Annotated in this window: 14 protein-coding genes and 1 pseudogene; 8 read left to right on the plus strand and 7 right to left on the minus strand. The window is 66.9% G+C overall.

Annotated elements, in window-relative coordinates; translation table 11 throughout:
- The first annotated feature begins 14 nt into the window (after positions 1–14).
- The 5 genes from QZ755_RS02850 (at position 15) to QZ755_RS02870 (ending at position 5,742) form a co-directional block, all read left to right on the plus strand.
- The gene (locus QZ755_RS02850; protein WP_294319534.1) at positions 15–815 is read left to right on the plus strand and encodes a CoA ester lyase; all 801 of its coding nucleotides are present in this window, start codon (positions 15–17) and stop codon (positions 813–815) included.
- 97 nt (positions 816–912) lie between these two features.
- Positions 913–2,364 (plus strand): M28 family peptidase, encoded by a 1,452-nt coding sequence (locus tag QZ755_RS02855; RefSeq protein ID WP_294319536.1) that lies wholly within the window; start codon positions 913–915, stop codon positions 2,362–2,364.
- Positions 2,365–2,382: 18 nt separating this feature from the next.
- Entirely contained in the window at positions 2,383–3,840 is a 1,458-nt protein-coding gene (guaB, locus tag QZ755_RS02860; RefSeq protein ID WP_294319538.1) for an IMP dehydrogenase, read from the plus strand.
- A gap of 169 nt (positions 3,841–4,009) precedes the next feature.
- A complete protein-coding gene (locus tag QZ755_RS02865; protein WP_294319539.1) occupies positions 4,010–5,191 on the plus strand; it encodes an RsmB/NOP family class I SAM-dependent RNA methyltransferase in 1,182 nt (393 codons plus the stop codon).
- 29 nt (positions 5,192–5,220) lie between these two features.
- Complete coding sequence (locus QZ755_RS02870; protein ID WP_294319541.1) at positions 5,221–5,742, plus strand: tetratricopeptide repeat protein; 522 nt, start codon at positions 5,221–5,223, stop codon at positions 5,740–5,742.
- A gap of 48 nt (positions 5,743–5,790) precedes the next feature.
- Here QZ755_RS02870 and rsmA read toward each other — a convergent pair whose 3' ends face one another.
- From rsmA to lptD, 4 genes are all read right to left on the minus strand, one after another.
- Positions 5,791–6,624, minus strand: coding sequence for a 16S rRNA (adenine(1518)-N(6)/adenine(1519)-N(6))-dimethyltransferase RsmA (rsmA, locus tag QZ755_RS02875; protein WP_294319543.1), 834 nt, complete (start codon positions 6,622–6,624; stop codon positions 5,791–5,793).
- Complete coding sequence (gene pdxA, locus QZ755_RS02880) at positions 6,621–7,619, minus strand: 4-hydroxythreonine-4-phosphate dehydrogenase PdxA (RefSeq protein WP_294319545.1); 999 nt, start codon at positions 7,617–7,619, stop codon at positions 6,621–6,623. Before pdxA ends, rsmA begins: the two co-directional genes overlap by 4 nt.
- A 13-nt stretch (positions 7,620–7,632) precedes the next feature.
- Positions 7,633–8,994, minus strand: a complete 1,362-nt coding sequence (locus tag QZ755_RS02885; RefSeq protein ID WP_294319547.1) for a peptidylprolyl isomerase — start codon at positions 8,992–8,994, stop codon at positions 7,633–7,635.
- A gap of 86 nt (positions 8,995–9,080) precedes the next feature.
- On the minus strand, positions 9,081–11,318 hold the full coding sequence (gene lptD / locus QZ755_RS02890) for an LPS assembly protein LptD (RefSeq protein ID WP_294319549.1): 2,238 nt from the start codon (positions 11,316–11,318) through the stop codon (positions 9,081–9,083).
- A 163-nt stretch (positions 11,319–11,481) separates the two neighbouring features.
- On the opposite strand from lptD, the gene QZ755_RS02895 reads away from it, so the two are divergent.
- The 3 genes from QZ755_RS02895 (at position 11,482) to ndk (ending at position 14,035) form a co-directional block, all read left to right on the plus strand.
- Positions 11,482–12,957 (plus strand): leucyl aminopeptidase, encoded by a 1,476-nt coding sequence (locus QZ755_RS02895; protein ID WP_294319551.1) that lies wholly within the window; start codon positions 11,482–11,484, stop codon positions 12,955–12,957.
- A 134-nt stretch (positions 12,958–13,091) separates the two neighbouring features.
- Positions 13,092–13,529 (plus strand): DNA polymerase III subunit chi, encoded by a 438-nt coding sequence (locus QZ755_RS02900; RefSeq protein WP_294319553.1) that lies wholly within the window; start codon positions 13,092–13,094, stop codon positions 13,527–13,529.
- Positions 13,530–13,612: 83 nt separating this feature from the next.
- Complete coding sequence (ndk, locus tag QZ755_RS02905) at positions 13,613–14,035, plus strand: nucleoside-diphosphate kinase (protein WP_055756278.1); 423 nt, start codon at positions 13,613–13,615, stop codon at positions 14,033–14,035.
- A gap of 228 nt (positions 14,036–14,263) precedes the next feature.
- On the opposite strand, the gene QZ755_RS02910 is transcribed toward ndk, so the two are convergent.
- From QZ755_RS02910 to QZ755_RS02920, 3 genes and pseudogenes are all read right to left on the minus strand, one after another.
- The gene (locus tag QZ755_RS02910) at positions 14,264–14,866 is read right to left on the minus strand and encodes a hypothetical protein (RefSeq protein ID WP_294319562.1); all 603 of its coding nucleotides are present in this window, start codon (positions 14,864–14,866) and stop codon (positions 14,264–14,266) included.
- Positions 14,863–15,123, minus strand: coding sequence for a hypothetical protein (locus tag QZ755_RS02915; RefSeq protein ID WP_294319563.1), 261 nt, complete (start codon positions 15,121–15,123; stop codon positions 14,863–14,865). Before QZ755_RS02915 ends, QZ755_RS02910 begins: the two co-directional genes overlap by 4 nt.
- Positions 15,120–15,227, minus strand: a pseudogene (locus QZ755_RS02920) (phosphoribosylglycinamide formyltransferase); the annotation flags it as partial. The pseudogene QZ755_RS02920 and the gene QZ755_RS02915, both read right to left, overlap by 4 nt.

Consider the following 15,227-nt stretch of genomic DNA (forward strand, 5'->3'; position numbering starts at 1 on the left):
AGCATGATGGGATCATGGAACCAGCGATAACCCTTGCCCCGCGCAGCGTTCTGTTCGTGCCGTCGATCCGACCCAGCATGATCGCAAAGGCAGCGGGACTGGCCGCCGACCTGATCGTCCTCGATCTGGAGGACTCAGTCAGGGAGGATGACAAGGCGGCGGCACGCGATGCGTTGCCGGTGTCGCTGGAACTGCTCCACGGGCGTTGCGCTGCCGTACGGATCAACGCCTCCGATACGCCCCATTTCGCCGACGACGTTCGCGCCATCGCTACGCTTCACGTGGCGCTGACCGTCGTGCCAAAGGTGCAGTCGCCGGACGAGCTTGCGCCGCTTGCAGGCTCTCCCGTGCTGGCGATGATCGAGACACCGGCGGGGGTGCTGGCGGCGGCTGACATCGCCGCGACGGCTGGAGTCGTCGGATTGATGGTCGGCACCAACGACCTCGCCGCATCGCTGCGCCTGCCGCTGGGGGCCGGCCGGGGTCCGTTGGCCCATGCGTTGCAGGCGATCATCCTGGCCGCGCGTGCCGTCGGCGGCTGGGCGATCGACGGCGTATTCAACGCACTGAACGATCCGCAGGGCTTGGCGCGCGAATGCCGGGAGGGACGGATGATGGGGTTCGACGGCAAGTCGCTGATCCATCCCGATCAGGTCGCCGTCGCCAATACCGCCTTCTCGCCCAGTGCCGCCGAACTGGACGAAGCGAACGCGATGATTGCAGCCGCCCAGGGGGGCGCCGAACGGTTCAACGATCGCATGATAGAGGACATGCACGTCGAAATGGCACGTAGGATGCTGCAACGCGCGCCTTGACGCTTGCTCGTAACGGTTCGGGTCGAAATGGCACGTAGGATGCTGCAACGCGCGCCTTGACGCTTGCCCGTAACGGTTCGGGTCGATAGTGGGGCGCATGACGCTCCGCCCGATCCTCGGACTCGCCGCCCTGCTCTGCAGCACGGCACCGGTCCTTGCCCAGTCGATCACGCCGCAGATGCTGCGCGACCATGTCGCCATCCTTGCCAGCGATGCCTATGAGGGGCGTGAACCGGGCACGCCCGGCGGCGATCGTGCCGAAGCCTATGTGTTGCAGGCATTCGCCGACGCCGGATTGAAGCCCGGCGCGCCGGATGGCCGCTGGCGACAGGAAGTGGCGATGGCCGATCATCAGGCCGGTTCGATCAGCGCCGTCGTGCGACAGGGATCGCGCACCACGACGCTGACCGCCGAACAGATCGCCGGCCTAGGCCTGTCACCGACTACCGCCATCCGACGTGCGCCGCTGGTCTTTGTCGGGCGGGGTGCGCCCGATCAGATGAAGGGCACCAAGCTGGCCGGTGCGGTCGCGGTGGTGATGGGGGGAACGGCCCCGGATGCGCCGCAAGTACCGACGGCCGACCGCAATGCCGCGCTGCAGGCCGCCGGCGCCATCGGCGTGCTGCTGATCGCGCCGCCAACGGCGCCATGGACCGACATCGCGCACGGCTTCTCCAGCGCGACGATCGCCGGCACGCCGCGCCGCCCCGATTTCAGCGGCGTCGTTCCGGCGAGCGTCGCCGAGACGCTGCTGGGCCGATCCGCTGCCGACCTGCGCAAGGCCGCGATTGCCCCCGACTTCCGCCCGTTCCGGGGCAAGGCGACGATCGACATCGCCGCGACCGGCACGACCCGGCGCTACACCACCGCCAATATCGTCGGCATGATCCCCGGCACCGCCAGCCCGAACGAAGCCGTCCTGCTGTCGGCGCACTGGGATCATATCGGCATCTGCCGGCCCGAAGGCGCGCCCGACCGCATCTGCAACGGTGCGGCCGACAATGCCAGCGGTACCGCGATCCTGATCGAAGTGGCAAAGGTGCTTGCCAAGGGACCGCGCCCGGCGCGCAGCCTCTATTTTGTCGCGACCACGGCCGAGGAGAAGGGCCTGCTGGGCGCCGATGCCTATGCCGCCGCGATCGCCGACACCCCGCTGAAGGTCGTCGCGAACCTGAACATCGATACCGCCGCGATCGTCCCGACCGGTATGCCGGTGGCAATGGTCGGGCGCGGCAATTATCCGAAGATCGACGCGATCGTCGATGCCACCGCCCGCGCGATCGGCCGTAAGGTCGATACCGATACCGAAGCGAACATCATGGTGCAGCGGCAGGACGGCTGGGCGTTCGGCAAGCGCGGCATCCCCGCCGTCATGGCGACCGGTTCGGTCAGCGACATGAAACGGCTGTTCGCCTATCTCGACGGCCCCTACCACAAACCCAATGACGACCTTGCGCACATCGACCTGTCGGGTGCCGCAGAGGATGCCGACCTGCACGTGGCGCTTGCCCGTGCGCTTGCCGACCCCGCCCGCTACCCCGCCAACTGATACGAGACGACGCTTCCCATGGATATCACCCTCGGCCTGACCTTCGACGACGTGCTGCTGGTTCCGCAGGAATCGGACGTGCTGCCCAGCCAGGCCGACCCGCGCACCCGCGTCGCCCGCAACCTGGCGCTCAACATCCCGTTCCTGTCTTCGGCGATGGATACCGTGACCGAAGCGGACATGGCGATCGTCATGGCGCAGCTGGGCGGGATCGGCGTACTTCACCGCAACCTGACCATCGAGGAACAGTGCGCCGCGGTCCGTGCGGTCAAGCGTTTCGAAAGCGGCATGGTCGTCAACCCGATCACCATTACCGCCGATGCGCCGCTCAGCGCCGCGCGCGCGCTGATGGAACGCCACCGGATCAGCGGCATCCCGGTGGTCGAGGCGTCGGGCAAGCTGGCCGGCATCCTGACCAATCGCGACGTCCGCTTCGCCGAGAACCCGAACCAGCCCGTCGCCGAGCTGATGACGCACGAGAATCTCGCGACCGTCCGCATCGGCGTCAGCCAGGAGGAGGCCCGCCGCCAGCTGCACCAGCGCCGCATCGAAAAGCTGCTGGTGGTGGACGACTCCTACCACTGCGTCGGTCTCATTACCGTCAAGGACATCGAAAAGGCGGTAACCTATCCAAACGCGACCAAGGACAGCGCCGGCCGGCTGTGCGTCGCCGCCGCGACGACCGTCGGCGACAAGGGCTATGAGCGGACCGAAGCGCTGATCGAGGCCGAATGCGACCTGATCGTTATCGACACTGCGCACGGCCATAACCGCCAGGTCGCCGAAGCGGTGAAGCGGGTAAAGGCGATCGCCCCCCATGTGCAGGTTATCGCCGGCAACGTCGCGACCGGCGATGCCACGCGCGCGCTGATCGACGCCGGTGCCGACGGGATCAAGGTCGGCATCGGTCCGGGTTCGATCTGCACCACCCGCGTCGTTGCCGGCGTCGGCGTTCCCCAGCTGACCGCCGTCATGGACGCAGCCAAGGCAGCGGCGGGCACCGGCGTGCCGGTCATCGCCGATGGCGGCATCCGCACCTCGGGCGATGTGGCCAAGGCGCTGGCCGCCGGCGCATCGGCGGTAATGATCGGATCACTGTTGGCCGGCACCGAAGAAGCGCCGGGCGAAACCTTCCTGTATCAGGGGCGGGCGTATAAGAGCTATCGCGGCATGGGCTCGGTCGGCGCGATGGCCAAGGGGTCGGCCGACCGCTATTTTCAGCAGGACATCAAGGACCAGTTGAAGCTCGTCCCCGAAGGTATCGAGGGGCAGGTCGCGTTCAAGGGTCCGGCAAAGGACGTCATCCACCAGCTGGTCGGCGGCGTGAAGGCGGCGATGGGCTATACCGGATCGAACACGATCACCGACCTGCAGGAGCGTGCCCGCTTCGTCCGCATCACCAATGCCGGCCTGCGGGAAAGTCATGTCCATGACGTGACCATTACGCGTGAGGCGCCGAACTACCCGACGCGTTGATCCTCGACGGGGCGCGGAACGCCCGTCACCGCGCCCCCGGTCCTGTCGGCGGGCGCGGTTTTGTGTCGGACGGCGCAGATGGCCGGGTACGTGACCACGCCTCGTATCCGGCTGGATTGATATAGGTTATGTTGGTAGCGTCGGGCATGGAATTTCAGGACCTCTTCGCATGAATCCCGCAGCGCGTACCCAGGCGGCAATCGATCTAGTCGATGCGATCATTGATGCGGCACGGGGCGGCGGCGCTGCGGCGGACCAGGTTGCCAAGCGCTTTTTCGCGGCACGACGCTATGCCGGGTCGAAGGACCGCCGCGCGATCCGCACACTGGCCTATGACGCCGTTCGCCGCTTCGGCGCGGTTCCAGTCTCGGCACGGGCAGCGATCGTCGCCATTGCGGATGGCGATCCCGAGTTGGCGGCGACGTTCGACGGATCGTCCTATGGTCCGCAACCGATCGCTGGCGACGAACCTCGCGCCGTGCCGGGCTATGCCCCGGCCTGGCTGGTCGATGCGTTCCGCGCATCCGGGCTGGAGGAGCGCGATCTCGCCGCATTGCTGGAGCGTGCGCCGCTCGACATCCGGGTCAACCGCCTGCGCGCCGATCGCGATGCGGTGCTGGCGGAACTGGGCGGCGAACCTGCCGGAGACCTGCCCGATGCGATCCGCCTGCCGGCGGACACCCCGCTCGACCAGGGCGAGGCACTGCGCGATGGCCGCGCCGAGGTACAGGATTTCGGCAGCCAGATCGTGTCGCTGGCAGTCGGCGCAACCCCGGACGGCTTCGCCATCGACCTGTGCGCGGGCGGCGGCGGCAAGACGCTCGCCATCGCTGCGCAGATGGGCGGGCAGGGGCGTATCCTCGCGACCGATACCGACCGCGCGCGCCTGTCGCGGCTTGCTCCCCGTGCGGGGCGTGCCGGCGCTACCGTTGCGGAAACACGCCTGCTCGACCCCGGCAAGGAAGCGGCGATGTTGACCGACGTCGCTGGTCAGGCCGATTGGGTAATGGTCGATGCTCCATGCTCGGGCACCGGAACGTGGCGCCGCAATCCGGAGGCGCGCTGGCGGCTGACGCCCGACCGGCTCGACCGGGTGGTGGCGACGCAGGCGCGGTTGCTTGATGTCGCCGCCGATCTGCCCTCGGCCACCGGAACGATCACCTATGTCGTCTGCTCGCTGCTGGACGCCGAAGGGGCGGGGCAGGTCGATGCGTTTCTGGCGCGCCACCCCGATTGGCGCGCGCTGCCGCTTGCATTGCCGCGCGGGCGCGTCCACGGTCATGGAATGCGCCTGACCCCGGCATCCGATTCCACCGACGGTTTCTTCGTCGCACGGCTCGGCCGGGCATAAGGGTGCCAGTCGCTCGATCGGAGATGTTGATGCGGTTCACCTCGGTTTCGGTCGCGGGCGCCCTTGCGCTGGTGTGCGTGTCGGCCTCGCTCAGCGGCCAGCGTCCGGACAATCAGGTCGATCCGCGGTCGATGGCGCTGCTGCAACAAGGGCGCGCCGCCCAGGCCGCCGGCGATACCAGCCGTGCGACCGGCCTGATCGAAAGTGCGCTGGTGATCGATCCGCGCAACCGTGCCGCCTATATCACGCTCGCCGACATTGCGCGGGTACAAGGCCTTCCGGGCAAGTCGATCCGCCTGTACCGCGAGGCGCTCAGCCTGGAGCCGAACGATGTCGCCGCGTTGAAGGGCGAGGGCGAAGCGCTGGTGCAAAAGGGCGCCGTCAACCGCGCGCGCGATACGCTGGCGAAGCTCAAAACCGTCTGCGGCGCGACCTGCCCGGCGGCGAATGAACTCGCGGCCGTCATTGCAAAGGGGCCGCCGGTAACCGCCACCGCTCAGCAGACGCCGCCGGTTGTTCCGGGCGCGCCCAAGCCGGCAACACCGCAGTAATCCTGCGCGTCCGGCTGGAGGCGGTCGACGATGTAGCGTTTCCCGCTGCTACGCGGACAACACCCGCGCCATTGCTACGAACTCGGCGACCGACACCGTTTCCGCCCGTCGCGTGACGTCGATCCCGATCGTCCCCGCCGCCTCGATTGCGCCCGGCACCGGCTTCAGGCTCTGCCGCAGCATCTTGCGCCGCTGACCGAACGCCGCCGCCGTCAGTCGCTCCAGCACCTTCAGCGCCACGCCGTCGGGTGCATCGGTCGGCACCACATGCACGACGGCCGACATGACCTTGGGCGGCGGGGTAAAGGCGCTGCGATGAACCGGCATCGCAATCCGCGCCGTACTGCGCCACTGCGCCAGCACCGCCAGCCGGCCAAAGGCGTCGTCATGGGCGCTGGCGACGATCCGGTCGGCGACCTCGCGCTGGAACATCAACGTCAGGCTCTGCCACCACGGCCGCCAGTCAGCGGATAGCCAGCCGACGAACAACGCGGTACCGACATTATAGGGCAGATTCGACGCAATATGCGGCCGCCCCTGAAACAGCGCCGAGGCATCGACGTCCAGCGCGTCTCCCTCGATCACCCGTAGCCTTCCCGGAAAGGCGGCGCCCAGTTCTTCGAGCGCCGGAATGCAGCGATGGTCGCGTTCGATCGCGGTGACCCTGGCCCCGGCGAGCAGCAGCGCGCGGGTCAGCCCGCCCGGACCGGGGCCGACCTCCAGCACCTCCTGATCGTGCAGATCACCCGGCACCCGCGCGATCCGGTCGAGCAGTTGCTGGTCGAACAGAAAATTCTGGCCCAGCGCCTTGTTCGCCGACAGGCCGTGACGCTGGATCACGTCCCGCAGCGGCGGGAGCGCCGTAAGAGGAGCGACGGTCATGCGGCTGCGGCACGCCGTGCGGCGGCCTGCCCCGCCATGCGGATCGCGGCGATCATCGCGCCGGGCTCGGCCAGGTTCTCGCCGGCGATGTCGAACGCGGTGCCATGGTCGGGCGAAGTGCGTACGATCGGCAATCCCAGCGTGATGTTGACGCCATCGTCGAAATGTAGCGTCTTGATCGGGATCAGCGCCTGGTCGTGATAGGCGCACAGCGCCGCGTCATACTTGGCTCGGGCGCGCGGATGGAACATCGCGTCGGCGGCCAGCGGCCCGACGATGTCGATACCCTCGGCCTGCAACTGCGCGACCGCCGGCTGCATCACCTCGATCTCCTCGCGGCCGATCGCACCACTTTCACCCGCGTGGGGGTTCAGCCCGGCAAGCGCAAGCCGGGGCGAATCGATCCCGAAATCGCGCACCAGCCCGCGCGCCGTCGCCCGAGCGCGCGCAACGATCAGTTCGACGGTCAGCACGCTGGGGACAGCAGACAATGGTTCGTGGATCGTGATCGGCACCACCCGCAGCGTCGGCCCGGCCAGCATCATCACCGCATTCTGGCGCGACACACCGCAATGTTCGGCGACGAACTCGGTCTGCCCCGGATAGTTGAAACCGATACGATAGAGTTCGGCCTTCGAAATCGGGGCAGTCACCAGCCCTGACGCGGCATCCGACCGTGCCAGTCCAGCCGCCAGTTCCAGCGACTGGAGCGCGCAACGCGCCCCGCCGATATCGGGCCGCCCCGGCACGATCGCATCGCCATCGACGACCGATACGACCGGCAACGCGCGCGCGAACACACCCGCTGCATCGCGCGGATCGTCGATCCGCTCGACCGATCCGGTCCATATCTGCGATACGGCGCGCACATCGCCGACCGCAAAGAAACAGGGGAGCGATTCGCTGTCGCGGCGTTCCCATGCCTTCGCAATCACCTCCGGGCCGATACCGGCCGGGTCGCCCATCGAGACGGCGAGCGGAGCGACGGTTCGCATCGCACCCGTCCCCTTAACGATATTCGATCACCGCATCGCGCCGCAGATCGCGCATCATGCGCTGGGCACGCAGGTTCACGCGCTCCTGCTCCAGCCCTTGCTGAATCTGTGCGGCGGTCGGGATGCCGGCGGTGCGCGGATCTTCGCGACCGCACAGGATCAGCACGCGCACGCCATCCTTGGGCGAACCGAACGGCGGGGTCGCCTGTCCGACGTTCAGCTTCAGGATGATGTCCTGCAACGCGGGCGGCAGGCTGCGCAGCACGACCGCGTCATTGTCGACCACTTCCGCCTTTTGCGCCTGTGCGATCTTGGTCGCATCGCCACAGCCGCGGATCGCCTGCGTCGCCGTGGTGAAGGCGGCGACCTTGGCACTCGCCTGCGCCTCGGTCGTCCCGGCGGGGAAGGGCAGGAACAGCTGGCGCAGGGCCAGCTTCGCATCGCGCGGGTCGGCCATCAGTACCTGTCGCTTGTCAGCAAGATACAGGATCGAATAGCCGCCGGGTACTTCGATCGGGCCGGCGATCTGGCCGACCTGCATCTGCGTCGCGGCACGCTGCAACTGGTCGGGCAACATGTTGAGGCGCACGAAGCCCAGGTCGCCGCCGACCGCACGGGTCGACGCTTCGGAGAAGTTGCGCGCGAAATATTCGAACGGCGCGCCCTGGCGGATCTGCTCGATCATCTTCTGCATCGCGCCCTGCACCTCAGGCGCGCGATCGGGCGTTGCCGCCATGTAGATTTCGCGAAGGCTGTATTCCTCGGTGCCCTTCGATTCCTCCATCCGCTTGATGACGGCGGCGACTTCCTCTTCGCCGACGTTCACGAACGGTTCGACCTGCCGCCGCAGCAGCCGGCTCCACGCCAGTTCGCCCTCGATCTGGCGACGCAGCGAGCGGTCCGACGATCCGACCGTGCGCAGATAGGCGCGCAGCTGTTCGGGCGTCTGCTTGAAGCGCTGCTTGGCGAGCCGGTCGAAGCTCTGTTCCAGTTCGGCCGAGGTGACGGTGATGTCCTTCGCCTTGGCCTGCTGAATCTGCAGCGTCTCGTCGATCAGCTGCCGCACGACCTGCGCGCGCAGGACCTCGCGGTCCTCCGCACTCAGCTTGTAGTCGTTGAGCGCGACGATCAACGCCATGCGCTGGTCGACGTCGGTGCCGGTCAGCACCGTGTCGTTCACGATCGCGGTCGGCTTGCGGATATTGGGGTCCAGCTTGCCGAAGATCGTCGGGTTGCCCGGCAGGTTCAGGTTCGCGCCGGGCACGTCCTGGCCATCGTTGACCGTCTGGGCGGCCAGCGTTGCGGCGGCGGCGATCGCGACGAAACCGGCGATCGAACGGCCGATACGGCCGGCATTCACGATGTTCTTGGTCACTTGGTCGTCATATCCCATGCGCGGATGGTCAGGGCGGTGCCGCATCATTCGGGCAAATTCATGGCCCGCCGCGCCTGAACAGAGCCTTATCGTCCCAGGTTCTTCAACGCCAGCGTTACCAGATAGCTGCTGCCGTTGCGCGCGTCGCCGATGCGTTGGTAATCACGCTTCCACGTCAGGCCAAGGCGCAGGCAGTCGTCCTCATACTGGACACCCACGCGATGGCGGATCGGATCGAAGCCGTCGGAAAGCGACAGCGAATCCTCCGATTTGTCGGTGAGGTCGATGGTGCCCGATGCAAAGGCGGACCAGAACGGCCCGAACGCGACCCGCCCGGCAACACGCACTTCCTCACGGTCCTGCAAATCCTCCAGCTCGTCGATATCGCGGTTCAGGCGGAGATAGCCGACCTGGAAATAGGTCCGCCGGCTGCCGACCGTCGCGTCCAGTTCGTTGCGACGAATCTTCAGCCCGTCCTTGTCCAGCCGATAGCGGTGGGTGAACGTCACCAGTTCGCGGAACCGGATGTCGGTGCGCCCGACGAAATCGGAGAACCGGTCGTCCAGCCCGGTCCCGCTTGGCAGGATGCTCGCGCGCTCGCTGGTGCGATAGCTTTGCCCGATGGTCGCCGACACCGCCACACCCGGCAGGTCGAGCGCATAGTCGAGGCCATAGGTGACGCGCGATGAATCCTCGAACCGGTCATATCCGGCGAAACGGTTCAACGCGAAGAGGTTGGAATCCTCCAGATCGACCGCGCGGGCATCCTCGTTCGGCACGGCGAGATTGGCGATCTTCGGCGATGCGACCAATTGGACGCGTGGCGAAATCCGCTGGGTCCCGCGCCCGATCGCACCGATGAACGGCCAGCGCACATCGACCGCCACCGCGGCGATGCCGCGCGGGGTGAAGCCTTCGTCGCCACGATAGCTCAGCACCGCCGTATCGATCGTGTCGCGCGCGTTGTAGGCATCGGCGCGGGCATAGGCGGTGAAGGTCACCTCCTGCCCCAGCGGCGTATAGCGTGTCAGGTCCCAGCGGGCGGCGGCAAAGGCACGTTGCGTATCCTGCCCTTCGCTGCGGCTGATCGCGAGCGTGTTGAGCTGCACCTGTGCGATGCCGCCCAGCAACCCGTTGAAGCGGCCGCGATAATCGATTTCGGGCAGGGCGATCGGCTGCATCCCCTGATTATCGCCAACGCGCAGCGTCTGCACCGCCCAGCCGCTGATCGACAGCATCGAATCGCGATCGATGCGTTCGACCGTCACATTGTTGCGCAGCCGGTCATCGCGCGAAATGTCGTAGCGGCGCAGGAATGTCTGGTCGGTCGTGTAGCGCAGCGACCCCGATACGCTCCAGTTCGGGTCCAGCTGGAACCGTCCGATCGCATCGACATAGCCGCGGAACGACCGCTCGGTCCCGGTTGGTGAGGCGCCCAGTACCAGGTCGTCGCTACGCCGGCTGACCGTCCCATAGCCCTGCACCCGGTACGCGCCCTTGCTCGACAGCGACCGGTAATCGGCCTGCAACATCGGCAGCACGGCGGTGAAGACGTGGGGGGTAATCGTCAGGTCGCGATTGGGGGCGAGGTTGAAGTAATAGGGTACCGCAACTTCCAGCCCGTTGACCCGATCCAGCCGGATCGACGGCGCCAGCAGTCCCGAATCGCTGCCATCGCCGATCGAGTGCGAGAAGGACGGCAGCGGAATGGTCGGCAGGCCGAAGATGGTGAGGCCGGCGCCGGTATAGCGGATGCGCTTGCGCGACGGATCGTACCGGACCTTCAGCGCCGTGATCTTCCACGACGGCTCCTTCGGGCAACCGGCGGAGTTGGTGACGGCGCAGGGCGTATAGGCTGCGCTTTCGACGGTTACGACGCCGTTTTCCGACCGCGTGCCGCGCTTCGCCGCGATCCGGCCCCCCTCGTCGAGGACGACCAGCATATTGTCGACCACGCCGTCCTTGAGACTGTCTGTCAGTTCGATCCGGTCGCCATAGGCGATGTCGCCTTCCGGATTGGTGACCGCGATATTGCCGTCGGCCACCACCTGTCCGGTCTTTCGGTTCCACGTCACCCGATCCGCGCGCAGCCGGTTGCCCTCGCGCAGCAGCCGCACCTCGCCGGTCGCGGTAACGATGTCGGCGTTGCTGTCATAGGTCAGCAGGTCGGACGAAAAGTCGATCTGGTCGTCGGTTGCGGGTGTCGGCAGGGTACTTTCCGGCGGCGGAGGCGGAAGGGTGCGATCCTGCAGGTCCTGTGCGACCGCAGGGCCGGCGATCGCCAGCGTCAGGCCAAGGGCAAGCGACCCCAACGAACGCTTCACTAGTCTCGCTTCCCCAAACCGTTGCCGTCCGATTTCGGACGTTCGTTTCGCGCTATTGCATCGTGCGGCCGGAACCGCAATCGCCCTTGGCCCGCTTTACCTGCCCGCCGCACCGCGCCTAGAAGGTGCGTGCGCCCTGTGCGCCAATGTCCAGAGGAAACCCATGTCGATTTCGATCCAGTTCGCTTCCCAGCGGGGAACCGCCACCGCCCTTGTCCTGCCGATCGCCACCGGCGGGCTAGACCGGATCGACGCGGCGGGTCTGGAACCGCAGATCGCGACGCTGGCGGCGGGTGCCGCGCGCGCCGGGCGCTTCGACGGCGAAGCCGGATCGATTGCGGAGATTTTCGTGCCGGGTGAAGGCGATAGCGCGAACCGCATCATCCTGCTCGGCATCGGTGACGCGCAGGGGCCTGCACTGGAAAAGGCCGGCGGTGCGTTGACCGGTCGCTTCCTCATGTCGGGCCTCACCGATCTGACCATCGACTTCACCGGCAGCGATGTGTCGGCCAAGGCGGTCGCCCGTTTCGCGGCGACGGCGGCGCAACGCGGCTGGCGGCAGGACGGCTATCGTACCAAGATGCCGGAAAAGACGAAGCCCACGCTGACCGGCCTGACCATCGTCGGCGCCCCGCAAGGGATCGACGACGCCTTCGTTGCGGCCGATGCCATCACCAAGGGGCTGGACCTCACCCGCACGCTCGTCACCGATCCGCCCAACATCCTGTACCCGGTCAGCTTCGTCGAGAAATGCCGCGAACTGGAGGCGCTGGGCGTCGAGCTGACGATCCTCGACGAACGCCAGATGGCCGAACTCGGCATGGGCGCGCTCTTGGGCGTCAGCCTTGGCTCGGAAAAGGAAGCACGCCTGCTGGCGATGCGCTGGAACGGCAAGGGTGAGGGCGAGGTCGACCTCGCGCTGGTCGGCAAGGGCGTGACCTTCGACACCGGCGGCATCTCGCTGAAGCCTGGCCCTGGCATGGAGGACATGAAGTGGGACATGGGCGGCGCGGGTGCCGTCGCGGGGACGATGAAGGCGCTGGCGAGCCGCAAGGCCAAGGCGAACGTCGTCGGTGTGGTCGGCCTGGTCGAGAACATGCCCGACGGCAAGGCGCAGCGCCCCGGCGACGTCGTGACGTCGATGTCGGGCCAGACGATCGAGGTGCTGAACACCGATGCCGAAGGGCGCCTCGTCCTGTGCGACGTGCTGACCTGGGTCCAGCGGACGCATAGCCCGAAGACGATCGTCGATCTCGCCACGCTGACCGGCGCGATGATCATCTCGCTCGGCAGCGAACATGGCGGCATGTTCGCCAACGACGATTCGCTGGCCGACGAACTGCTCGCCGCGTCGCGTGAATCGGGCGACCTGCTGTGGCGCTTCCCGCTTTCGCCCGCCTATGACAAGCTGCTCGACAGCCCGATCGCCGATATGAAGAATATCGGCCCGCGCGGTGCCGGGTCGATCACCGCCGCACAATTCCTGAAGCGCTATATCGATGACGGCGTGCGCTGGGCGCATCTCGACATTGCCGGCATGGTGTGGGCGGACAAGCCCGGCAATCACCACGACAAGGGCGCGACCGGCTTCGGCGTGCGCCTGCTCGACCGGTTCGTCGCGGATAATTTCGAGGGCTGAGGGCCGGCCCCCTCTTCCTCATTTGTCATTCCGGCGAAGGCTGGAATCTCTCGCGGCCAGCACGGTATATTTGCCGCGGGAGACCCCAGCCTTCGCTGGGGTCACGAGCGCGGAGAGGGGAAGCGAGCGCACCGATGAAAATCGACTTCTACCACCTGACGCGCAGCCCGCTCGACCGGGTGTTGCCGCGCATCGCCCAGCGTCTGCACGACGATGGCGAGCGGCTGCTGCTGCTGTCCGACGATGCCGACCAGCGGCGGCACCTCGACATGCTGCTGTGGACTTACACAGCCGACAGCTTCCTGCCCCATGCGGAGGCCGGCGCGGGAGACGACGCGTGCCAGGCCGTGCTGATCGCGCCCGAACCGACCGACGCCAATGCCGCGCGCAACGTCGCCATCGTCGACGGGCGCTGGCGGGACGAAGCGTTGACCTTCGAGCGCGCCTTTCATTTCTTCGGCGAGGATCACATCGCGTCGGCCCGCGTCGCGTGGAAGGGGCTGGCCGACCGCGAGAACGTCGAGCGGCGCTATTGGCGGCAGGGCGATAGCGGCTGGGAACAGGCGGCGTAACGCTTGCCTGTAGCGCGCCGCCCGATTAGGGGGACCCGCGACAAGCCTTCCAACAACCTAACAACGCAGGAGCCGCGACCGCCATGGCCGCTACCCGTACCTTTTCGATCATCAAGCCCGACGCGACCCGCCGCAACCTGACCGGCGCCGTCACCAAGATGCTGGAGGAAGCAGGCCTGCGCGTCGTCGCTTCGAAGCGTATCCAGATGACCCGCGAGCAGGCCGAAGGCTTTTATGGCGTCCACCGCGAGCGTCCGTTCTTCAACGACCTGGTGTCGTTCATGATCTCGGGTCCCGTGGTCGTGCAGGTGCTGGAAGGCGAAAACGCCGTTCAGGCAAACCGCGACATCATGGGCGCCACCAACCCGGCGAACGCCGACGCCGGCACGATCCGCAAGGAACTGGCCGAATCGATCGAAGCGAACTCTGTCCACGGTTCGGATTCGGAAGAGAATGCGAAGATCGAAATCGACTTCTTCTTCAAGCCCGAAGAAATCGTCGGCTGATTTCGGCTTCAGCTAAAACAGGAAAGCCCGCTTCCGGTAAGGAGGCGGGTTTTTTTCGTTTACGACAGATTTCCGCCGCAGGAAATCCGTTCGGTTCGAGCAGCTTCGAGCTTGTCGAGAAGCGCCCGTCGAGAACCCGGTGTTTGAGGCAACCCCTTCTCGACTACGGTTATAGACAAGCTCGAAGCCAAAAGCGATTAGGGGTGTTGTAGACACAAAGGCGCGGGATCAACCCGACAACCGCCCCAATTCCTGCGCCCACAACGTATCCAGCCGCCGCGCCACACCGCCGCTCGCCGCCTCGCGCCGTGCCAGCGCCGCCAGTTTCAATCCACGCCCGCCCACGATCCGACCATGCGTCGTGAACACCAGGTCATAGACCGCGCTCGACTGCCGCCGGGTATCGCCATCCCACCACGTCGCGGTGATCGCGACCGGCAACCGCCCCTCGATCGCATCGGCCCCGCCATCGGTGATCGACAGCAGCGGTGCGCGTACCCAGTCGGCCGCGATCGCGACATCGCCGACCGCCGACTTGGCCGGCACCTTCAGCGCCGGCGGAAACGTCACGTCGATCCGCTCAATCCGCCGATCGGCCGCGCTCAGTACGAGCCGTTCGCCATCACTCTCCGGCGTCGCGACGATCATCAGCGCCGCCCTGGCCTTGGCCGATGATTCGCGCTCGGCCGCACGCTCGGTATCCGCCGTCCGCCGCTCGGACACGTTGTTCCACAGCGTCAGCCCACCGATCACGACGCCGGCCACCGCCACGCCTTCGGCCAGCGTGATCCAGCGCCGCCGTTCGGCTCGCGCCTCTTCCGCCTCGCTCACCGTCCGCCGGCCTCCAGCAGCGCACGCGGGGCCGCCAGTTCCCACGCATGGGCAACGGCGTCCTCAGTCCCGGCGGGATCGTCATCAGCGTCGATCACGCGCCAGCCATCGTCGGCCCGCACGGTCGCGCTGTCGCCGACGATGCGTACGAAATCATTACCCTCGACGGTAAAGACCGTAGCTTCGCCCGCCTCGCGCTTCTCTGTGGCGGGCAACACCTTCACGGCTTCACGGATACGGTCGAGCATCTCGGTCATCGCGTTACGAACTCCGCCAGCGTTTGCGGGTAGAGGCGATGTTCCTCCACCAGCACCCGCGCCGCCAGGGTATCGGCGGTATCGTCGGGCAGGATCGGAACGCG

The sequence above is a fragment of the uncultured Sphingomonas sp. genome (genome assembly GCF_913776855.1).
Lineage (GTDB): Bacteria > Pseudomonadota > Alphaproteobacteria > Sphingomonadales > Sphingomonadaceae > Sphingomonas.